This window comes from Vibrio sp. J383, assembly GCF_023503985.1.
GTDB classification, from domain to species: domain Bacteria; phylum Pseudomonadota; class Gammaproteobacteria; order Enterobacterales; family Vibrionaceae; genus Vibrio; species Vibrio splendidus.
Genome location: NZ_CP097293.1, coordinates 2,001,144 through 2,021,614 on the forward strand (window position 1 = coordinate 2,001,144; position 20,471 = coordinate 2,021,614).

The 20,471-nt window shown below is 41.4% G+C and carries 33 protein-coding genes and 1 pseudogene; 33 read left to right on the forward strand and 1 reads right to left on the reverse strand.

The annotated features are described in order from the left end of the window. The first annotated feature begins 33 nt into the window (after positions 1–33). From M4S28_RS09045 to M4S28_RS09200, 32 genes and pseudogenes are all read left to right on the forward strand, one after another. Entirely contained in the window at positions 34–585 is a 552-nt protein-coding gene (locus tag M4S28_RS09045) for a hypothetical protein (protein WP_108166598.1), read from the forward strand. Positions 586–1,229: 644 nt separating this feature from the next. Then, positions 1,230–1,514 (forward strand): YciI family protein, encoded by a 285-nt coding sequence (locus M4S28_RS09050; RefSeq protein ID WP_108166596.1) that lies wholly within the window; start codon positions 1,230–1,232, stop codon positions 1,512–1,514. Positions 1,515–1,626: 112 nt separating this feature from the next. Beyond that, positions 1,627–1,998, forward strand: coding sequence for a nuclear transport factor 2 family protein (locus tag M4S28_RS09055; RefSeq protein WP_249631639.1), 372 nt, complete (start codon positions 1,627–1,629; stop codon positions 1,996–1,998). Positions 1,999–2,157: 159 nt separating this feature from the next. Further along, the gene (locus M4S28_RS09060) at positions 2,158–2,508 is read left to right on the forward strand and encodes a hypothetical protein (protein ID WP_108166594.1); all 351 of its coding nucleotides are present in this window, start codon (positions 2,158–2,160) and stop codon (positions 2,506–2,508) included. A gap of 439 nt (positions 2,509–2,947) precedes the next feature. Beyond that, positions 2,948–3,361 carry a GFA family protein gene (locus M4S28_RS09065; RefSeq protein ID WP_017096149.1) on the forward strand — a complete coding sequence of 138 codons (414 nt, stop codon included), beginning with the start codon at positions 2,948–2,950 and terminating at the stop codon, positions 3,359–3,361. Positions 3,362–3,590: 229 nt separating this feature from the next. Next, complete coding sequence (locus M4S28_RS09070) at positions 3,591–3,842, forward strand: hypothetical protein (protein WP_249631640.1); 252 nt, start codon at positions 3,591–3,593, stop codon at positions 3,840–3,842. Between the two features lie 230 nt (positions 3,843–4,072). Beyond that, complete coding sequence (locus M4S28_RS09075) at positions 4,073–4,282, forward strand: DUF3955 domain-containing protein (protein ID WP_249631641.1); 210 nt, start codon at positions 4,073–4,075, stop codon at positions 4,280–4,282. Between the two features lie 218 nt (positions 4,283–4,500). Then, a complete protein-coding gene (locus M4S28_RS09080; RefSeq protein ID WP_054546367.1) occupies positions 4,501–4,977 on the forward strand; it encodes a GNAT family N-acetyltransferase in 477 nt (158 codons plus the stop codon). A 61-nt stretch (positions 4,978–5,038) separates the two neighbouring features. Beyond that, positions 5,039–5,656 carry an RraA family protein gene (locus M4S28_RS09085; protein ID WP_249631642.1) on the forward strand — a complete coding sequence of 206 codons (618 nt, stop codon included), beginning with the start codon at positions 5,039–5,041 and terminating at the stop codon, positions 5,654–5,656. Between the two features lie 79 nt (positions 5,657–5,735). Further along, the gene (locus M4S28_RS09090) at positions 5,736–6,224 is read left to right on the forward strand and encodes a GNAT family N-acetyltransferase (protein ID WP_249631643.1); all 489 of its coding nucleotides are present in this window, start codon (positions 5,736–5,738) and stop codon (positions 6,222–6,224) included. An 18-nt stretch (positions 6,225–6,242) separates the two neighbouring features. Beyond that, a complete protein-coding gene (locus M4S28_RS09095) occupies positions 6,243–7,088 on the forward strand; it encodes an MBL fold metallo-hydrolase (protein ID WP_102578022.1) in 846 nt (281 codons plus the stop codon). Between the two features lie 123 nt (positions 7,089–7,211). Beyond that, positions 7,212–7,553, forward strand: coding sequence for a hypothetical protein (locus M4S28_RS09100; protein ID WP_017078746.1), 342 nt, complete (start codon positions 7,212–7,214; stop codon positions 7,551–7,553). Between the two features lie 112 nt (positions 7,554–7,665). Next, positions 7,666–8,250, forward strand: coding sequence for a DUF1294 domain-containing protein (locus M4S28_RS09105; protein ID WP_249631644.1), 585 nt, complete (start codon positions 7,666–7,668; stop codon positions 8,248–8,250). 244 nt (positions 8,251–8,494) lie between these two features. Continuing rightward, on the forward strand, positions 8,495–8,911 hold the full coding sequence (locus tag M4S28_RS09110) for a nucleotide triphosphate diphosphatase NUDT15 (protein WP_249631645.1): 417 nt from the start codon (positions 8,495–8,497) through the stop codon (positions 8,909–8,911). A 45-nt stretch (positions 8,912–8,956) separates the two neighbouring features. Beyond that, a complete protein-coding gene (locus tag M4S28_RS09115) occupies positions 8,957–9,295 on the forward strand; it encodes a GFA family protein (RefSeq protein WP_249631646.1) in 339 nt (112 codons plus the stop codon). Between the two features lie 400 nt (positions 9,296–9,695). After that, complete coding sequence (locus tag M4S28_RS09120; protein ID WP_249631647.1) at positions 9,696–10,103, forward strand: bleomycin resistance protein; 408 nt, start codon at positions 9,696–9,698, stop codon at positions 10,101–10,103. 148 nt (positions 10,104–10,251) lie between these two features. Further along, a complete protein-coding gene (locus tag M4S28_RS09125; protein WP_249631648.1) occupies positions 10,252–10,683 on the forward strand; it encodes a DUF2000 domain-containing protein in 432 nt (143 codons plus the stop codon). A gap of 80 nt (positions 10,684–10,763) precedes the next feature. Beyond that, on the forward strand, positions 10,764–11,183 hold the full coding sequence (locus M4S28_RS09130) for a GNAT family N-acetyltransferase (protein ID WP_249631649.1): 420 nt from the start codon (positions 10,764–10,766) through the stop codon (positions 11,181–11,183). Positions 11,184–11,289: 106 nt separating this feature from the next. Further along, on the forward strand, positions 11,290–11,652 hold the full coding sequence (locus M4S28_RS09135) for a GNAT family N-acetyltransferase (protein ID WP_249631650.1): 363 nt from the start codon (positions 11,290–11,292) through the stop codon (positions 11,650–11,652). Positions 11,653–11,741: 89 nt separating this feature from the next. After that, positions 11,742–12,098, forward strand: a complete 357-nt coding sequence (locus M4S28_RS09140) for a hypothetical protein (RefSeq protein WP_065675216.1) — start codon at positions 11,742–11,744, stop codon at positions 12,096–12,098. A 36-nt stretch (positions 12,099–12,134) separates the two neighbouring features. Then, complete coding sequence (locus M4S28_RS09145) at positions 12,135–12,605, forward strand: GNAT family N-acetyltransferase (RefSeq protein ID WP_054541348.1); 471 nt, start codon at positions 12,135–12,137, stop codon at positions 12,603–12,605. A gap of 88 nt (positions 12,606–12,693) precedes the next feature. Further along, positions 12,694–13,038, forward strand: a complete 345-nt coding sequence (locus M4S28_RS09150; protein WP_249631651.1) for a VOC family protein — start codon at positions 12,694–12,696, stop codon at positions 13,036–13,038. A 119-nt stretch (positions 13,039–13,157) separates the two neighbouring features. Further along, positions 13,158–13,574 (forward strand): VOC family protein, encoded by a 417-nt coding sequence (locus tag M4S28_RS09155; RefSeq protein ID WP_009846821.1) that lies wholly within the window; start codon positions 13,158–13,160, stop codon positions 13,572–13,574. Between the two features lie 56 nt (positions 13,575–13,630). Further along, positions 13,631–14,049 (forward strand): annotated as a pseudogene (locus tag M4S28_RS09160) (GNAT family N-acetyltransferase). Between the two features lie 88 nt (positions 14,050–14,137). Next, entirely contained in the window at positions 14,138–14,545 is a 408-nt protein-coding gene (locus M4S28_RS09165; RefSeq protein ID WP_249631652.1) for a GNAT family N-acetyltransferase, read from the forward strand. A gap of 66 nt (positions 14,546–14,611) precedes the next feature. Beyond that, complete coding sequence (locus tag M4S28_RS09170) at positions 14,612–15,193, forward strand: HD domain-containing protein (protein ID WP_249631653.1); 582 nt, start codon at positions 14,612–14,614, stop codon at positions 15,191–15,193. 122 nt (positions 15,194–15,315) lie between these two features. Continuing rightward, positions 15,316–15,708, forward strand: a complete 393-nt coding sequence (locus tag M4S28_RS09175; protein WP_249631654.1) for a hypothetical protein — start codon at positions 15,316–15,318, stop codon at positions 15,706–15,708. 198 nt (positions 15,709–15,906) lie between these two features. Next, complete coding sequence (locus M4S28_RS09180; RefSeq protein WP_249631655.1) at positions 15,907–16,164, forward strand: hypothetical protein; 258 nt, start codon at positions 15,907–15,909, stop codon at positions 16,162–16,164. A 140-nt stretch (positions 16,165–16,304) separates the two neighbouring features. Then, entirely contained in the window at positions 16,305–17,309 is a 1,005-nt protein-coding gene (locus tag M4S28_RS09185; RefSeq protein WP_249631656.1) for a S66 family peptidase, read from the forward strand. A gap of 151 nt (positions 17,310–17,460) precedes the next feature. Next, positions 17,461–17,919 carry a DUF302 domain-containing protein gene (locus tag M4S28_RS09190; protein ID WP_029222242.1) on the forward strand — a complete coding sequence of 153 codons (459 nt, stop codon included), beginning with the start codon at positions 17,461–17,463 and terminating at the stop codon, positions 17,917–17,919. Positions 17,920–18,185: 266 nt separating this feature from the next. Continuing rightward, on the forward strand, positions 18,186–18,701 hold the full coding sequence (locus tag M4S28_RS09195; protein WP_249631657.1) for a P-loop NTPase family protein: 516 nt from the start codon (positions 18,186–18,188) through the stop codon (positions 18,699–18,701). A 132-nt stretch (positions 18,702–18,833) separates the two neighbouring features. Then, positions 18,834–19,058, forward strand: a complete 225-nt coding sequence (locus M4S28_RS09200) for a hypothetical protein (protein WP_032555842.1) — start codon at positions 18,834–18,836, stop codon at positions 19,056–19,058. A 96-nt stretch (positions 19,059–19,154) separates the two neighbouring features. Here the strand turns inward: M4S28_RS09200 and M4S28_RS09205 are convergent, their stop codons facing one another. Then, positions 19,155–19,487, reverse strand: a complete 333-nt coding sequence (locus tag M4S28_RS09205; protein WP_004733856.1) for a PBPRA1643 family SWIM/SEC-C metal-binding motif protein — start codon at positions 19,485–19,487, stop codon at positions 19,155–19,157. 253 nt (positions 19,488–19,740) lie between these two features. Between M4S28_RS09205 and M4S28_RS09210 the strand changes: the two genes are divergently transcribed. Beyond that, a complete protein-coding gene (locus M4S28_RS09210; protein WP_249631658.1) occupies positions 19,741–20,457 on the forward strand; it encodes an HAD family hydrolase in 717 nt (238 codons plus the stop codon). The last annotated feature ends 14 nt before the right edge of the window (positions 20,458–20,471 follow it).

The window sequence follows — 20,471 nt, forward strand, 5'->3', positions numbered from 1 at the left end:
CGTTATAAAAATATCCATAATTAAAGGAATCAGATGAACAAAATACAAATAGGTTTAGTCATGGTCTGCATGATTTCTCTCGGTTTCATATTGGGTGCTGGCTTCTACTCTGGTGAACGACACACAAGGATTCAAGGTGAAGGTTTCCCTTTATTTGAAGTCAAAGTTGCCAGCCATTTCCCTGTAAAATCTCTGGAAAAATTCAATATTACAACTGATAGCCCAATTACTACCTTTCGAGTTCCTTTAGCGTTAGAAAGCGACCCTCAGCTTAGTTTTGTAACAGACTTCGAAGTTACAATTGATAACGAGTCTGGCTTGGTGGGGCGAGTTAAAATCGAGCGAGGTTTTGTTACTAAGAGCGAGTGTATTGTTGCACTAGGCACCTTGGTCAAGAAGCTACAGGCTCACTATCCAGTATTTCAGTTTGAAGCAGGTAAGTCGAACTACTCGAAAACGGTTGGAGATTTGCGAGTTGGTGCTTCATGCTCAGTTTATGAAAAATCCCCATACGTTTCGTTAGAGTACTATTTAGAAAGTAACTCTGTAGCAGATAATATCCTTAAAGCTTTTACTCAAAGTTAAAGCTATAAGAAGACATTTAAGAGTGATACACAATGCTCGGCACTTTTACTTCAAGTCGGCTTAGTGTTTATAGCACAATGGTTTAGGTAAGGTGTTGGCGTTATATGCACAAGTGGTTCGTCCTTACATTGTCGTCGTTCTTACCTGTTTAATTAGAATCAAATAGCTAATGATTCCACCGAAGACGGGGAAGCTTAATGATAAGAATAGTATCAGTCCTTTTCTCTGAACTTCATTGTTAGCTAGTACGATTATGAGTGGTAAAAACCAAGTAATGACCGAAGATGTGAAAAGAGACACTCCTAAAATTGTAAATGTCATTTCATTGTGAACGCCTGAATAGTTGACTACAAAACTTAGTATCAACATGAACCAAAACAGGGCAATAGATTGTTTTAGTAACCTCAGCATTTTCATTAGCATTATTCTGGGAACTCTAATCAAGCAATAAATGCAGTCAATGTAAGCTTTTGTTTTATTGAAATCTAGGATTGTTCCATTACAGGTATGGAAGTGTGATGTTTGTGAGTGCATATAATAAATAATTTAAGCAGATTCGCTACGCTTGGCGGCAGCGTTGCTCATTACTTAATTGGTCGTCAGGTGCAACTACGTTTCAGCACAAATAAATACAAGGATTATGTATGTTTATCATTTGTTTGACTTATCAGGTTTCTCTGGAGGAAATTGATGCCTTTATTCCTGAGCATGTGGATTATCTAAATGAACAATATGCTAAAGGTTACTTCATTTTATCTGGGCGCAAAGAACCAAGAACTGGTGGTGTAATTATTTCCACTATTAGAGACCGAAATGAACTTAATGAAGTACTTGCTCTAGACCCTTTTAATCGAGAAGGTTTAGCTAACTATGAAGTCACAGAGATAGTCCCTACAAAAGCATCAAATAGTCTCAAGTTCCTCGTTTAGCATCTGGTACATAACGAGTGCTTCAAGTGGGATTCACAAAGCGTGGTATTTTTACTATGCGTTGGTTTTGGTGATTGAGCTAGCGTTATGCCTTATCAAATTCGGAGAATATATGGATATCTTGATTGAGCAAGAAATTGAGCTTCATCGGTATGAAATACGTCAGAGCCTTCCTGGTATTGAACGCCTAATCCATCTTAGCTTTTCTGAAGTTGGTAAATCAGGCACCACGTATGATTTTGCTTCAATTATAGAAATGATGAGTTCAGAACAACCTTCAGGAGTTCGAATTCATTCTCAAAACTATGAATGTGTTCAACTTGAACCATCGGTTCAGCTACTAAAATACGAGTCGGTTTTAATAGCACCGTCAGGAGAGACTACCGATTATGCTAAACGTTGTTCTATCTGGGCTTTTAATGGCTCACGGTGGCAATTGAAGTTTCATCAAGGGACGCCATGCTCAACTTTCGAATTGATCTAGAATCAAGCTTGGAAAGCGGGTAGATATAGGTTTTAGATCCAGATTCTTAACATTTGGCATTTTTTGGTTTGAATCAGCTTTAGTGTGTACGGCACCGTGGGTTAAGTTTTGTGGTGGCTGCCCAATATCTAAGCGGGCTTCATGTTCTAGGAGGGAATTTTGCTCGATTTGTTTAAAAAAGTGGTTCTAATTAACCTCTCAGCTGCACTTGTGGTTATAGCTCTAGCCCAGTTTATTCCTTTTTTCGCGACTACTCAGTTGGTCGACTTCTTGTTCTTTGTTGTCATCGTTATATGGGTTTTAGCGAAACTAATGTGGGAAGGTGGTATCCATAGTAAGACAACTCGGTTAGACGATCCGAGAACAGATAAGGTCTACAAAATGGTAGAAGGGCATGATTTCGAGAAAGAGCAACACGAGCACTATCGAATGAACTACCAGACAGGTTTGGTTTTCTTTATAGCCGGTTTACCTGCATTTATTACTTGTTTAGCTCTTCAATTTCTTTGAGCACCAACATAACAGTAAACTTAATAAGATTCACAATTCATGGCATTCGCACTATGCGTAAGTCCAAGTGTTTAAAGTGGTATCACGTTGCTCACCACCTAAGCGGGCATGATACTTCTTGAGTTAAAGTAACTACTCATATCGAGTCTTAATAGTTTGTTTAGGTTCACGGTGCCTTTCTTAACTATTTAGTAGAGTGGCATTTCAGTGTGCATGGAGGTTTTGTAATGGGAACTGTAATCGGTTTGGTGATTCTAGCTGCTATAGATTGGTATCTTGTTCGTAAAACAGGGCTTCATATTCATAAATGGATCTCTATAAAATATGCCGCGTATCTGTCGGAGAAGGGAAACAAAAAATAGCCTTTCTTATTAAGTCATCGGTATAAAAAGTGTTATCTGCTATTCATTTTACACACATTGCAAAGATTGGAGGATTCATGAAAGGTAAAGGAAAGTGCCTATGTGGCTCGGTTGAGTTGGAAGTAGAGTACGCCAGTAATGAATTGGGGGCTTGTCATTGTAGTATGTGTAGAAATTGGTCTGGCGGGCCGATGTTAGTCATTGATTGTGCTGATTCCGTCAAAATATCAGGTGAATCAAATGTAGTGAGATATAAGTCATCCGATTGGGCTGAGAGAGGGTTCTGCGGTAAATGTGGTACTCACTTGTTTTACTTTTTAGTGCCAAATAATCAGTATCATCTTCCTGTCGGTTTATTGATGTCTGGGGATGACTACAAATTAACTCATCAGATTTTTATCGATGAAAAGCCCGAATACTACGAATTTAAAAATGAAACACAAAATATGACTGGCGCAGAAATATTTGCCCACTTTGAAAGTGGAGAGTAGCACTTAGTTTTTATTAGCTTAAGACTAATTCACAACGCTCGGCATTTTTTAGTTTCGGTCGAGTTTTGTGTTTGCGGTGTAATGGTTTCGGTTAGGTGGTGCTCACGCCTAACATCCCAGCATCAACCCCCAACTTGAAGTGCCTCGAAACTCGATTATGTGAACTCCTAATAGCTGAATAGTTACTCTAATATACAATGAGTTTTCTAATGGCTCTGAGGGGGCGGAAATGACAGATATGGCAATATCAAGTTACCTTGGCTGGTTGTTACTTCTTATAGGTTGTTATCCTTTCTTGCTTGTTGGTGTCAGTATGTTTTTCTATGATGCAGAGCGTAAACAAGCATTAAGGTGGTTGAACGGAGTTAGTTTTCTATTGGCTGCATTCCTTCTTTACATGCATATGCAGACAGAAGTCATCTATGGTCGGGAACTGCTCGAAGCCTGGTATCGTGATAACCCAGAAGGTAAGCCTCAATAAAAAGCACATAACAAGTGTTTATTATCAAAATCGGTATATAAGAGTGATGCTAAACGCTTGGCATTTCCAGACCGAATCAATTTTAGTGTTTTCGGCACAATGGGTGAGGTGCTCGCGATGTCAGCCACTTCAAGCGGCGATAACTCGTCTATCCAATTATGCTTATCGGAGTGAACCATGCTCTCTTATAAAGTGTCTGATATTTTAGATATTCAAATGTTGAGGCTCCGATGAATTTTCTCCGTAAGTATAAAATCAGTTCCCTTTTCTGCGTTAGTGGTCTTTTGTGTTTCATTGCTTATAACACCATAGGTTCATACGTAGATGAAAATGGTGTGTTGGTTGAGCCATTCGGGCTTATTCCTCTATTTTGGCTTTTTGAGCTGCTGGCGTTGGTGGCTTTGGTTGTGACCTTCCTTAGACATAAAAAGTGCCAGTAATCCAGTTAAGCTACGAGTACACGAAGGTGTTTTGTGATCACAAACAACTTAAGCGTGATTCGGTACGCGTGGCATCTTTGGCATGCGGCGGCATTGGTGTTTCCACTCGTTTTAACTTCAGTGGGTTAGGTGTTAAATTTGAGAGCATTGGTAGCGTTGCCATCTGCTCAAGCGGGCGTTATGTTACTAATTGGATTCAACGTTTATAAAGGATGAACATGGTAGTACTTAGAGGAATGCGCCAAGACGAATATCCAGCATATTGTCAGTATTTTATTGACGATTACAGTCAGGAAATAGCTAGAAACTATGGGCATTCTTTAGACGTTGCAGTCGAATTAGCAAAGAAGGACTTGCATCGTAGCTTCCCTAACGGACTAGAGGGCAATGAGCATTCGCTATTATGCATTGATGCTGAAGTCGATGGTGAATGTAAGCTTGTGGGTTACCTATGGCACTCAGTAAATATTGGGGATAAATCTACGTTTATCTATGACTTCTTCATTTCGAATGAACATCGAGGTCTAGGTTATGGTACTCAATCAATTTCTGCGTTAGAGACCCAACTACTCGCTATTGGTATCAATCAAATAAAACTGAGGGTCGCATATCATAATGAGCGGGCGCTTAAGTTGTATAAAGAAGTTGGCTTTGAGGTTACCGGTTTCAATATGTCTAAGAAACTAAGCGGGTAGCCTCAACATATCAAGCAACATACATAGACCGGCAGGTTTCATTTAAACATGGAGTGAAAATATGAAGTCAGATTTTTCAAAACTTGCGACAACCGAGTACGGAAACATATTAAGTAACGACCACTTTATTAATTTTAGTATTGGTCCTCTTTGGCAGGGAATGCCGCCAATTTTTGGAGAAGCGTTTACTGTCCAGTTAACGTCTGGTGATAATTTAATGCTTCATTCAGCCATATACGAGGCACCAGAAGGTTCCATCATTGTAGTGGATGGAGTTGATAGCGAATATGCAGTAGCCGGCGGTAATGTATGCGCAGTCGCTAAGAGTCGAGGTATCAAAGGCTTTATTATTGATGGTGTTATTCGAGATTTGAGTGAAATTTCAGATATGAAGTTTCCAGTTTTTGCGAAAGGTGTTCATCCAGTACCGGGAAAGAAAGAGGTCTATTCTGAATTGGGTGCTCCAATCACTTGCGGGGGAGCAAAGGTCTCTACGGGAGATATCATTGTTGCTGATGTAGAGGGTATTGTCGTTATTCCTAAATCAAGAAAAGATGATGTGTTTCTAATGGCTTCAAAGAAAGCAAGTGACGAAGCTTCATTAACGCTCGCTGAGTGGGAAACGAGTCATAGGGCTAAAATAGCCCAAGCAATAACGTGTGCGAAACAAAAAACTTAATTGGTGCAGCAAGTTGATTTGTAATGCGTGGCATTTTCATCAATTAACAGGTGTTAGGCGACAACGAATAAATTCATCCATGGAGAAGAGAGTGATCGTACGGACTGCGACGAAAGAAGACTCAAGTGTCTTGTTAGAGTTTATTGAACAAAAAGCTGACTTTGACCGGAGTATGAGAGGGTTTAGTGGTGAAATCTCGACAACTATAGAGAAAATCGAACGCACACTATTTGGTGATTACGCATTTGCTCATGCATTAATATTGGAACGGAATTGTGAGCCTTTTGGCTTCGCACTGTATCACTATCGATATTCATCCTTCAGTGGAGAGCCATCAATCTGGCTTGACGACCTATTGGTTACAGGAAGTCAAAGATCAAAAGGGTATGGCCGTGAACTTATGTTGGCTTTAAAGTCACAAGCGGAGTCATCATATGTCTCTCACATCTCATGGACGGCAAGTCCACATAATAAGAAAGCGCATGATTTCTACAAAAGGTTGGGTGCAGAGGTTGAGCGAATGGATGATCAAAGACCTTATTTCCGTTGGGCAATGTACGATTCGTAAATGAATCAAAAGGGAACTATGAAAATAACGACGCTGGTTGATAACTCTCGACTGGATAACAGGAAAGATTTAGCCGTTGAGCGCGGACTATCACTGCATATTGAAACTGAATCGTTAAAGATCTTGTTCGATATGGGAAGTGGCGATACGTTTTGTCAAAACGCACCATTACTGGGTATTGATATCAAAGATGTAGACCTCGCTGTCATATCACACAGGCATCATGATCATTGTAATGGCACCGCTGATTTTGTTGCTCATAACTCTAAAGCCAAAGTGTTTCTGAAAAATTGCGAACAGAAAAGCTATCATTTCCGGGCTTTCGGTTTCAAAAGTGATGTCGGGATCAATCCGGACTTACTAGAAAACAGCAACGAGCGGTTAGTCTTCGTTAATCGTACGACTGAGATCGCCCCAAATGTCTTTGCTATCACAGATATTAGAGTGAAACACGAACAACCTAAGGGTAATAAATACCTTTATACACAGTCGGAAAATCGACGGGAGCGCGACTCATTTGATCATGAATTACTGTTAGTGATTAAAGAGCCAGATGGTTTAGTTATATTCACGGGATGTGCGCATAGTGGCGTTCTTAATATGGTTGATACAGCGGTTACTCTGTTCCCAGGAGAGAGAATAAAAGCGGTTGTCGGGGGCTTCCATCTAGTGGGCTTACCATTATTCAATAGTATTGGTTGCACAAAGCAAGACATTAAAGAGCTTGGATTGACGTTGTCTCAGTACCCCATTGATAAACTGTATACAGGGCACTGTACAGGCAAGAAAGCTTATGGCCTGTTGAAAGAAGTATTAGGCGAGCGTCTGGAAGCAATGCCGACAGGTAGGTGTATTAATGTGTAGCGTAACTTGTTTTCTTCTCCAAAACTATCAATCAGTAGTTTGAGTGTTTATACATATCCTTGGCATATTTGATATGTTATTCGTTGCTATAATTGGTTTGTATCCGAGGCTAGGACATGAATCATGAAAAAGTCAGAAGCAATGCAGCGAGCGAGAAGTATCTATGGTATTGACTTTCAAAATCGTAATACTCATTTTTCCAAGATTAACAAGGCTCTACCTGTTTGGTGGTTAGAGGTTTCATTGGACAAAATTGATGATAATCGGGTTAAGCAAATCTATTTTTTACTTGAAGATGGTGTGAATCTACATTTGCTCGATATTCCGACTGATTACTTACGTCAGCATAAGTCTGGTTTCTACATACGGCATGATAAGAATCACATGTGTTTCAAAATAGACATATCATCTTACCAAGAGCTTATGGGCTCTAAAAGAGAGTTAATGAAGCGCTTTAAAGTATAGTCGTCGCAAAGAATTTAAACACTCGGTGTTTTTTGTCTATTAGACCGCTATATGTTAAGAGGCATCGAGTGATGCGACGTTAACCCTTACAAGTCAGAGATTAGGACGTTTTATGATCAAAGGTCAGGTAATAGAATGGAATGACTCTAAGGGTTACGGTTTCATTTCTTTTGTTGGTGGTGTGAAGGTGTTTTTCCATATTTCATCTGTCACAAACCGCGGTTACCGCCCTAAATTACAAGATAGTGTCACCTTTCAAGTAACTGAAGATAATAAAGGGCGTCTAAATGCTGAAAATGTAACAGTTCAAGGTGTTAATGGCTTCCCTTTTGCTGTGTTGTTCGGGTTTAGTTTTTTGGTGGCAGCGACCGCATCGGTCATAGTCTTCAATGGTGAGAAGGTTCTGATCCCTTTGTATATTGTATTGAGCATATTTACGTATTTTATGTTTGCTTGGGATAAGCAAGCTGCACTGAGCGGGGATTGGAGAACGCCAGAGAAAACACTTCATATGCTTTCTCTCTTAGGTGGTTGGCCTGGCGCGCTACTGGCTCAATTTCAGCTACGACATAAATCAAGAAAGCAGCCTTTCAAATTCATCCTTTGGGTTGCGATTTTATTAAATGTCTGCGGATTTCTTTGGTTGTTTACGGAACAAGGTAGGAATTTAGCGCTGGGAGTGCTTAACCTCTTTTAGTCATAATTTGGAGTTAGCTAACGGACCAAGGTTAATTGAGTCATCTTGCTTTATATATATTCTCGGACCTTCCAGCTTTAGAGCCGTGATACTTTAAAAGGGCTAGTATCTGAAACTCGCGCTATGTCTATCTTTTTTATCCTATAGAGCTTGAACTTAGACGCTCTAGTGTGAATCGGTTTCATGTTTGTCTAATTATATTTTTCACGACGCAACACACGTTCCGTGAAATAAGGAGTTTTAAGTGAGTCAGGAAGTAAGAGTAGGTGTAGCTGCGGTTATTCTACGTGAAGGACGAGTGCTACTTGGAGAACGAATTGGTTCTCATGGGGCTCATACATGGGCAACGCCGGGCGGACACCTTGAGTGGGGTGAAAGTATCGAAGAGTGTGCCAAACGCGAAACACTCGAAGAGACTGGCTTAGTTGTTAGTGCATTTGAGAAGCTGACTTTTACCAATGATATTTTTGAAAAAGAGAACAAGCACTATATAACGCTGTTTTTTGTTGCTTCTGACGCTAGCGGCGAACCGCAGGTGGCAGAACCTGATAAATGTAAGCAATGGAAATGGTTTAAGCTAGATGAGTTACCTGAGCCATTGTTTCTTCCTCTGACGAATCTGTTGAGCGATCCGGTCATCCTTGGGAAGCTAGCGCAGTAATACAAATTGTTAGTTCGTTGCTATGTGAATACAGGAAACAATCAAATGGAATTAAAGTGTCACTGCGGAGATGTGAGTTTAGAGCTGAGCTCGCTTCCAGACGAAGTCGGGGAGTGTAATTGTTCTATCTGTCGTCGTTATGCTGCCGTTTGGGCGTATTTTTCTCCGGAGCAAGTTCAAATCCACTTGAGCGATAAAACTGAGTTTTATTGTTGGGGCGATAAAGAAGTCGAATTTCATCGCTGCAAGTTGTGTGGATGTTTAACGCATTACGTAACGACAGAGAAATGCTCCGCAGATATCTTGGCTGTGAACATGAGAATGGCCGAAAATGAAGTGCTTACAAGCATCCCAGTTCGTAAGATCAACGGCGCAGCGTACTAAGTCAACTAACAAGGTACTTTCACTACGCCTTGCAGTATTGAAACGGTAGATTTGGTCGTATTAAGGAGAAGTTCGATGTTCAAGTGTCCAAATTGTGGGGCGTCGGTTTCTATTAAAGAGAAATCGAAGCTACATCCTTCCAAGCACATGCCATGTAAACAATGCGCTCAAGTATTGAAGCCTTTTACTATTTATTACTATTCACTCTTTTTTATTGCCCCTTTTACGGTTTCGATTTCAATGAATTATGCAGGGTTTAGCACTTTAGGTGCCATGGTGCTTAGTTTTACATTGTTTTACGTGCTGTTAGTGTGTCAGCCAATAAAGAAAGTAACGCAATAGCCCTCTAGCATTAAAAGAAGATGACTAATCAGCAATAAAATAATGAGACAGGTAAATCATGACATTACGAGTAGTTCCAGAGCTTTATTGTTTCGATATTGATGTGAGCAAATCCTTCTTTGTCGATGTGTTGGGGTTTGAAGTGAAATACGAGCGCCCAGATGAAGAGTTTGTTTATCTAACGCTTGATGGTGTTGATGTGATGCTTGAAGGGATTGCGGGCAAAAGTCGAAAATGGCTTTCAGGTGATCTGGAATTTCCGTTAGGGCGTGGTGTTAACTTCCAATGGGATGTTATCGATATCGAACCTCTATATCAGAGAGTTAACGAAAGTGCCGCTGATTCTATTTACTTAGCGTTAGAGTCGAAGTCTTATCAATGTGGTGATTCGATCGCGACTCAGAAGCAGTTCATCGTTCAAACTCCAGACGGTTATCTCTTTAGGTTCTGCCAAGATATTCATTAAATCATGACCTTGTGCTTTTACGAATACTGGTCTTTGCTCGAAATTATTGGATAGACTAAACGTATTAACTTAGTACTAAGGTTGCATTGCTCACGCCCCAGTAATGCGTTATACAAATACTGTGAATAAGAATGAATTAGGATATGTAGTGAGCCATTTACCAGACGAAAGCCAAAAACGATTCATAGCGGTTTTAAGCAAAAAGATGGATTTGGGAAGAACACTGAACGTGCTAGGGCACTTGAGCGTTGGCCTATCTAATCAATTAGAAAGTGATGAGGCTTGCTACGTTGACTATGAAGACTTGGATGGCAATGCTCACCCAAACCTATCTCACTATCCTTTCATCGTGCTGAAAGCAGACAACTCAAATAAGCTTAGAAAAGTGCGTGAAGAAGCCTTCAGCCGTGGTATTAAATTTACCGATTTTACAAGCTCAATGATCGAAGGTGGTTCTGTTGAGCAGCAGCAACGAACCAAAAAAACCAAAGAGGAAGATCTTGAGTATCTAGGTGTATGCCTGTTTGGTGACACGGATATTTTACGTGAGTTTACAAAGAAGTTTAGCTTGTATAAGTAACTCACTTTAGTGGTTTAGCTATCTGCTAGTAAGTGCGTTGAACATGTTACATAACCCGTTAATCCAGAGATAGGAAGTCAATGGAATACCAATTAGATATCGAGCCCTGCGATGACGACATTAATGAAGTCCGAGGCGGATTAATCAAACACAACACACCGTTTCTGGAAGGGATCCCCAAGTCTCAAGTTGCGTACTACGCGATGGAGGAAGGCAACAAAGTCGGTGGCATTATCGCTGACCTTTGGGGAAACTGGTTACAGATTAAGTTCCTCTGGGTCGACGATTCGATGAGAGGAAAGCAAGTCGGTAGTGCGTTGCTTGAACTTATTGAAGAGTATGCGAAGTCTCAAGGTTGTACGTCGTCCTTGGTCGATACATTAAGTTTCCAAGCGAAGCCTTTCTATGAGAAACGAGGGTATGAATGCCAGATGGTGTTAGATAATTACCCTGTAGATTCCTCGCTATCGTTTCTCACTAAATCGCTCGTCAAAACGTAGCGTATTAATCGCCCGTATATACAAGGAGAGTAGAGTGGTCAACATTCGGGAAATGGCAATTTCAGACTACGACTCAGTGATCGCGTTGTGGTGCTAAACAGAAGGTATGAGTATTCGCGATGCCGATTCGAAAGAAAGCATTGCGAACTATTTAGACCGTAACCCCGGTCTGAGTTTTGTGGCTGAAAATAACAACGAGATCATTGGCGCTGTGTTGGTCGGAACGGATGGGCGTCGAGGGTATTTACAACATTTAGCTGTCTCGGCTAACTTCAGAGGGCAAAAGCTAGGTTGTAAGCTTGTCGCAGAGGCGGTCAACGCGCTTGCAGGGTTAGGCATCCCTAAGACTCACTTGTTTGTCTATAACGACAACATCAATGCTCAACAGTTTTACGAAAAGTTGGGCTGGTTTCCTCGAGATGAAGTTCGAATGTACTCGTTTAATAGCTCGGATAATAGTAACGTTTAGCCTTAAAGGTTCGCGCTGGCTGAGCTTGAATTTGTAACAGACTCGCGCGCATCTTCCCAATATCAAAACAATCCTTGGAGTATTTAGAAATGTTGTTTTCTAGTCTGTCTAAACCATCGGTTCATGGCTCCGAGTTATGTTCTGAACTGCTCAATTTCTTCACCGAGCATAAGAGTGATTTCGAAGAAAAGTTAATCCCTGATCTGTCATACATCGATGATATGGCACATGTGGTGAACGGTATCAAAATCAAAGACGTTCTACACATCAATGCGAATCAATATCGACTTCAATATTCGTTTGATTGGGAGCTGTTTCTAGGTTGTTCAGATAGGAACGAAACTGGTGTAGAGAATGGAAGTGTTCTATTCACGCTTGAGGACGATAACGTTCTTAATATCAACTTCCCAAACTACGGTTCTCGAGACACTAGCGATGAGCTCTAGTCGGTTTTTCGTGCGTGTTATACAGAAGGAACAACAATGATAACTATCGAAAGGCTTGAAGAATCCCATGTGGCGTTAGTTCAGGCCATCCAACTCGCCGACGAACAGGTCAAGTTCGCTGGCACAGCTGCAGAGTTTTTATTAGACGGCAGTGAAACGACGCACTTGCACGTGATTAAGTCTAATAACGAAGTTGTTGGTTTCTTTAAGCTGGATATCGCTTACGCAGATTCTTATGAGTTTTGCCCTGAAGGAAGCATTGGGCTAAGAGCTTTTGTGCTTGATAAAAACCAACAAGGTAAAGGTTTAGGAACAGGCACGGTGAAGGCTTTGTTTCCATATTTAAAAGCGAATTACTCAGCGTATGAGTCGATTTACTTAACCGTGAATTGCAAAAATCCCGCAGCATTCAACTGTTATAAGAAAGGCGGCTTCGAAGATACCAATGAACAGTATCTAGGTGGCGCAGCAGGCCCGCAATTTATCATGCGCGTTCAAATCGCTTAGTACTATGAAACCGATTAATTTTTTATGAAGCACTCCAGCATAGTTGTATGCAGATTGAGAGTCTTAAAGAACTCGAAAAGGAAATTTGATGAAAGTTCAATATCTTGAAGTGGTTACCCCAGATGTCGATATTGTTTGTGCAACATACGCTCAGCTCTATAACGTGAAATTCAGTGGTGCAGATTTGAACCTTGGTGGGGCGCGCACTGCAAAGCTATCTAATGGTGGGGTAATAGGCATTCGAGTACCGCTTCGTGAAACTGAAGAACCAACTGTTCGTCATTACACGCTGGTTGAGGATATTCAGTCTGCGGTAAATGCAGCCGAGAAACTAGGCGCCGAAGTCGCGGTGCCTTCAATGGAGTTACCACGTCACGGAATGTGTGCCATTGTTATTCAAGGTGGCGTCGAACTCGGGTTCTGGCAATTATAAATGATCTATACGTTTTAGATTGTGGCGGACGAGATACTACGATTTATGATGAGGTACCTAGTGTCTTTGCCTGCTTCATGGCATCATTCCACGCAGCTAAAACCCCAACAAGGTATGTTATGAAACAGAATATTGTCCACATTGCACTCGTGGTAAAAGACTACGATGAAGCGCTTGATTTCTATGTAAACAAGCTTAAGTTTGATCTCATCGAAGACACGTATCTACCAGAAGAAGATAAACGCTGGGTTGTTGTTGCTCCACCAAATTCAACCGGTGTGAGCCTGTTACTTGCTAGAGCTTCTAAGCCAGAGCAACACGATTTCATCGGTAACCAAGCTGGTGGACGCGTATTCCTATTCTTAAACACCGATGATTTCTGGCGTGATTACGAACGCATGACGTCTTTGGGCATAAACTTCGTCCGAGAGCCTAAAGAGCAAGGCTACGGTACCGTTGCTGTGTTTGAAGATCTTTACGGTAACTTGTGGGATCTGCTTCAGTTAAACCCTGAACACCCTATGGCTAACAGATAGATAAGCAAGCTTAGCCCACAACCATAATTCTAGTCATACGGATTGGCAGGAGCGACATGGAAGTCACAAGGTATCAACCCAAGTATTTAACCGCTTTACAGGCGCTCTATCTAGAATCAAGACAGGACACCTTTCATTGGGCTGATGCCGACGCTTTTAAGTTATCCGATTTCGAGTTAGATACAGAAGGTGAAGAAATATGGGTCGCCGTTTCTGGCAATAAGGTTTTAGGTTTTGCCTCTATTGGAAACCTGAAAGCTTCATCCATCACCTCTATGTTTGCCCGCGAATGCTACGTTCTGGGGCTGGTTCTGCTTTACTCAATACTTGCAAACAACATTACCCTGATCTGACATTGAAGTGTTTGACTACCAATGAAAATGCGGTTGGCTTTTATCAGTCGCAAGGCTTTGTAATCTCGTCCACAGAGGGAGAGGGATTAGAGCGTTATCACTTAATGACTTACCAAGTTTAGTAATAATAAGCTTAGTAATAACAATCATGGCGATCACAATCTCTGCAATTACAACAAGGGTAATCAAGTCGGGAGCTAAACAGAGAATATGGAAATAAAACAGCTGTCAGCGATGGAGGTACTTCCGGTTAGGCATCAAGTGCTTTGGCCTGATAAACCGATGTCGTTTTGTATGGTGCCAGATGACGAACAAGCAACGCATTACGGCGCGTTTATTGGTGAGCAGTTGGTTTGTGTCGCGTCTATCTATATCCAAGGCCATGAAGCGAGGCTGAGAAAGTTTGCCACGCTGCCTGAATTCCAAGGGCAGGGAATCGGTTCAAACGTGATTGATCATGCAATCTCTAACCTCAAAGATTTAAACATCCAATATTTTTGGTGCGATGCGCGTACAACGGCTTTAGGTTTTTATCAAAAATTTGGGATGGCTGTAGAAGGCTCTGAATTTGAAAAATCGGGTGTTGCGTATTACAAAATGTCGGTTCATTGGGAGTAACGCTTCTCTTTCGTGAGGTTAACCCTCCGCACCGCTAAATCACAACTTAAGTTAAGGAAGCTCATCGTGGAAGAAATCAAAGGCATTCTGCAATTCATGGTCGAAATTGAACAATTAAAGGATGTTCATCGACAAACAAAACCGGTTGGATTGGACCGATATGAAAACTCGGCCGAGCACAGTTGGCATGTCTGTTTGAGTGCACTTATGTTGAAAGACTATGCCAATGAAGAAATCGATATTACCCGAGTGATGAAGATGTTGCTGATACATGACCTTGGGGAAATCGATGCCGGAGACACCATCATTTATGCCAGTGAAACCGAAGAAAACAAGCTCAAAGAGAGAAACTGCGTTGAGCGTTTGCTGAAATCATTGCCGAGCCATTCAAGAAGCGAGTATTTGGATTTATGGCTTGAGTTCGAAGCGGGTGAGTCACCGGAAGCCAGATTTGGTAAGGCGATCGATAGAGTCCCACCTTTGCTTCATAACATCCATGGTGATGGTCACAGCTGGAAGAAGCACAACATATCCAAAGACAAAGTACTGACCTTCAATGGCGAGCGTATTTCTAAAGGCAGTCGTGCTCTATGGAAAGAGCTAGAAGTGCAACTTGAAGGGGCTGCGGACAAAGGGCTATTAAAGTAAAAATTAACTATCTTGCCAAGTAATGACAAAGAAGTTTCAACCTAACAACGTTTAAATTAAACTCGGGAATTCATAGTGTTACTTCAGCGTAGCAAGCCCATTGTTAAAGGAATAAGAACTACATGAAAACCACTGCTTTAGCTTTAGTGTTGCTTAGTGTTTCTGGTAGTGCATTTGCAACCAATACCAATATTGAAGCGATCGATTACCAAGTGTCGGTCACTGTCGAGGATTCTGAATCAAAACTCAACTTCCCAACCTTTAAGTTTCACTCTTTCGGTCAGGAAGTCATATCTCAAACTGAAAAGTGCATTTATTCGGGTGTTCTTTCTAAGCATGAAGCTAACGCTATTCTATTAGAGGCCAAAATGTCATGCGATTATGAAAATGGTGAGTCTAGTAGTGATCTGCCGGTTTTTATTCTGAATAAAGAGGGTGGAGAAGCAAGTATCGAGCTTGGAGAAGATGAAGCGAATCTGTGGAGATACACGGTTCTAATTAAAGCGCTTAACTAAATTTCAAACGATACACGGTTACTCTTTTTGTTCGCTATTGAACACCGCAATGCCAATTAAAGTAGATGCATGACACATGGTATTATCTTGTGTCTCATTTCTTTCTAATAAAACTCTAATGGACAACAATAAGTTCGAGAACCGAGTGATAAGTTGTTAGTATGCATCAACTTTATAAATGTTAGTTGGCTTATATAAATGCTTAATAATAAGTATATTAAACACCCTTATCACTGTGAGCAGTGCAACGCACTTACCCCGCACCTTGCTGTTAACGCTTCCGATGCTCAATCTAAAGCGGACGCTGAATCTGAAAAGAAACAATGGAAATTAGGCGTGTTGGTGGAGTACCTGATGACGTTGTTGTTTAGAGGTGACCATAATGTTCCCGGTTTTTATGTCGACAGTGATTACGAATACCAGTGTGAAAAATGCGGGACTAAGTCGTGGCATTAATAGAGTATGACAATTTGATTCAACCCTAATTTTCGAGCTCTAATCCTCAAAATCAACTCGCTTAAAGAACCAGTTTGCTTAAATAATTCGTGAGTTTCAATCAGGTGTATTATTCCTATTTTGTTATGGAGGACAAACGAGTGTTATACCCAAAAGCTTTAAATATCGGTGACAAAATCGGATTTTTCTCACCGTCATCGCCCGCAACTGTCTTTGCACCTAATCGATTTGCTCGTGCTAAACGTTATTTGGAAAAGCAGGGCTTCATTCTAGTTGAAGGTTCGTTAACTGGAGAATCAGAAGGGTATCGTTCTGGTTCCATTCAAGCGCGAGCCGAAGAACTCAATCAGCTTATTCGAGATCCTGACGTACGCTGCATTATGTCGACCATTGGTGGTAACAACAGCAACTCACTGTTGCCATACATCGATTATGACGCTTTAAGAAATGACCCCAAGATTATTATCGGCTATTCAGATGCCACCGCATTACTGTTAGGCATCTACGCCAAAACTGGATTGGTGACTTTCTATGGCCCGGCACTTGTTGCGTCATTTGGTGAGTTCCCGCCATTAGTCGACGAAACCTTCCAATCGTTTTCTGACATCTTATGTTCGGATTCAAGCCAACATCAGTACACGATGCCTGCGAGTTGGACGGACATTAAACACGACTGGGAAACTCAAAACTCTGCAAAGCCAGTTTACGTTAATGAATGGCGCTTCATGGGAAGTGGTCAAGTAAGCGGTCGCGTGATTGGTGGCAATCTGAGTACCATGGCGGGGATTTGGGGCAGCGAATACATGCCAGAAATTAAGTCAGGCGATATTCTGCTTATTGAAGATTCACTAAAAGGCATCGAAGCCGTCGAGCGCTCATTCGCGCACTTATTGGCTTGCGGAGTGTTCGATAGAGTAGGCGCTATTGTACTCGGCAAACATGAACTGTTTGATGACAAAGGGACAGGGCGAACACCACTCGATGTACTTATTGAAGTGCTGAACGGTAAAAATGTCCCGATCCTGTATGGTTTCGACAGTTGCCACACTCATCCCATGCTAGTCACTCCACTAGGTGTGCAAGGTACTATTGATTTTGATGACCACACATTCAAGCTTCAAAGCCAATGGTTAGCGTCGAGTTAGTCTAAACTGATGATAATAAGACGCATTAGAAAAGTGATCCTCTCTGCAAACTGAGAATGGAAACGCGTCTATACTGACATGGGTTACGTCGCTGATTTTAGAGGTGGCGCTATAAATATAAGTTTGACTAGGCTAAATCTCAGAGGTGACGATGAAAAAATTACTACCACTATGCGCCATTTTACTCTCGGCATCATTTTCAGCTGCGGCTTCGGATGGTTTGATTAAATACCAAAGTAATTACTCAGTGAAAGAGACCGCTGACCGCTTTGAAGAAATCGCCAAAAGCAAAGGTTTGACCTTGTTTGCGAGAATCGACCATCAGAAAAATGCGAGTAAGGTCGATCTTGAATTGAGACCAACGGAAGTCATCATCTTTGGTAACCCAAAAGTAGGGACACCATTAATGCAATGCGCTCAAGATGTCGCGATAGATTTACCGCAGAAGGTATTAGTCACTGAGGATTCTAATAAAGAAGTATGGCTATCTTACAACGATCCTAATTACTTGGTAGAGCGTCACGCAATCAATGGCTGTGATGAAGTGGTTAAGAAGATATCGGGTGTACTAAGCAAGCTTTCAGAAGCAACAGTGGCGAAAGCTGAATAACCGAGCTAATAAGCACTCATTTAGACCATTAATGGGTGCGACTTGACGATGATATAGCTTCCCAATCAACGTTTGGCTGCATTGACAACTAAGCAACAATATATAAAAGTAGTGTTATGAAACTGAATTTAGCGTCATCTAACCAACGAATTATCATCATTCCATAGGAATGGTGGGATTGTTGATGCGCTTTGTTTATCGAACCCACCCGTAAGGTGGGTTTTTTGTCGCTGTCTTATGGGTTTTATCTGAATAGAGGAAGTCATATGAAAAAGGTCGCGGTTTTTGGCAAGCCTGGGAGTGGAAAGTCCACAATCAGCAAAGCGTTAGCACTAGCTACAGGCATAGAGCTTCACCAGTTGGACTCTATTGTTTATAAGGCCAACGGAGAGTTTGTTGAGCGTGAAGTGTTCGACCTAGCACACGACAACATAATCAATTCTGAAAGCTGGATCATCGATGGTTTTGGCCCTCTAGGCTCATTCAACACACGTTTAGAAGCCGCAGATACTTTGGTTTATATCGACCTTCCTTATCCAATTAGCTACTGGTTTGTTACCAAGCGAATGCTCAAAGGGTTGTTCGTTATACCTGAAGGCTGGCCTGATGGAAGCTCAGTGATAAAAGGCACGATACAAAGTTACAAGACACTAAAACTGTGCCCTAAGTTTTGGAATGACGACTTTAGACTACGGTTAGAATTACGCGCAAAAGAGAAAGAGGTTCACATCATCAGAAGCGTGAGTGAATTGAATAACTTTGTCCGCCAACACGTCACTTAACAGGTGAGAGCTTACCTTTCTTTGAAACGCTTTAATTTGCTCATAACTTCATGAAAATATTTAGATTTAATTCAACATGTGGCATATTTGCCATGTGTTGAATTTGTGCTTTAAGTTAAGGCTATAGATATTATGTATGGAAGTGAGAAGACGAGAGCGTTCTGCTGTAACTGTAAGGAACTTACACTGCATAAGTACACTATGTTCAGTAACCAAGCCGAAAAAGCGCCACAAGATGTAAAGAAGCCAGGGTTGCTGGGAATGATTTTATCGTCATTAGCTTCAAGCGGCGGAACCGGTGATTATAAATGTATAAAGTGTGGAACCAATTTGCGAACACCAGACAATCTAGACTGAGTTTGGCTTGGACAAATAAAAACGGGAAGACCTCAATGATCTTCCCGTTAGGTATTACTTAACTCATCGTGCTATTGGCAGTTTGAGTGAGAAGCCTTATGCACAACACTTCTTGTATTTCTTACCGCTACCGCAAGAACATGGGTCGTTACGGTTAGGTGTCTTTTCGAACGTCATTGTTTTTGGCTTATTTAGCAACGTGTCGAACTCAAGCGTGTTTTCTTCTTTAGTTGCATCAACAGATACAGTAACAAAGATTGAATGCTCGGCCGCGATTGCTTCAACTTCTGCTTTACGAGCTTCAGTTTGAACCATTACCGCAACTGGTGACTCTTCAGTACCCACTTTAACATCGCGGTTTACATTGTAGCCAGCAAGAACGTGGTTCTGTCTTGTTTCGATACGGCCTTTGAAAAATAGTTTCGACATTGGGTACTCACAAAATTTGGGATGACGCTATTCCTATGCTAGGTAGCGTTATAGAGCGGGGGATTATACGCATATATTCCAATTGATAAAGCAGTGATGTGAGTAAAGATTGTTGGTTTTTGTTTGCCAGCAATTATTTGTTTTATTGCTTTGTTCTAATTAGACTAATTTTGAAACTCAAGACAATAAGATTTCCCTTAACAGGGCCTCAAGTGATAAATTGAAATCGTCAATTTAAACAACGAGATACCCCATGAAGTTAGATGCCATCCTGTGGGATTACGATGGAACCTTAGTTAATTCAGTTCCAAAGAATATCGCAATTACTAAAGATATTATCTCTGTGGTCGCGCCACGCTTATCAGGTGAGAACTTACCTAAATATCTGCAGAGCGAAACGCTTTATCACGAAGCCAACCACGGTGCTAAAAACTGGCAAGCTTTATATGTCGATTATTACGGCCTATCACATGACGAAATGTTGATCGCCGGTGGAATGTGGGCAGAGCATCAAGAGAAAAACCAAACTGCTGTCGCCTTGTTTGACGGGATGAACACTGTGGTAAGTCAGTTTGCTCATCTTCCTCATGGGATCTGTTCTCAAAACTCACAATTGAATATTCGTGGTGTACTCGACAGTTATGGCATTGGCGATTTGTTTAAATCGGTAGTGGGCTATGACGATGTCTCGAACGGCCACCAAAAGCCACACCCGTTTGGTGGCGTGAAATGTGTTGAGAACATATTTGGCGCCGATCAGTCTAACGAGCTTTGTTTGATGTACATCGGTGACCATGAAGCGGACACACAGTTTGCTCGCAATATTGAAGCAGCATTGGGTAAGAACGCAAAAGTGATTGCCGTGGCCGCCGGTTATAGCCGATCTGAGCCTGAAAACTGGCAAACCAAGCCCGATTATATTGCCAACCATGTCGATGATCTTTTAACGATCATCGGCAAGTACGTATAAAAATCACTACACCT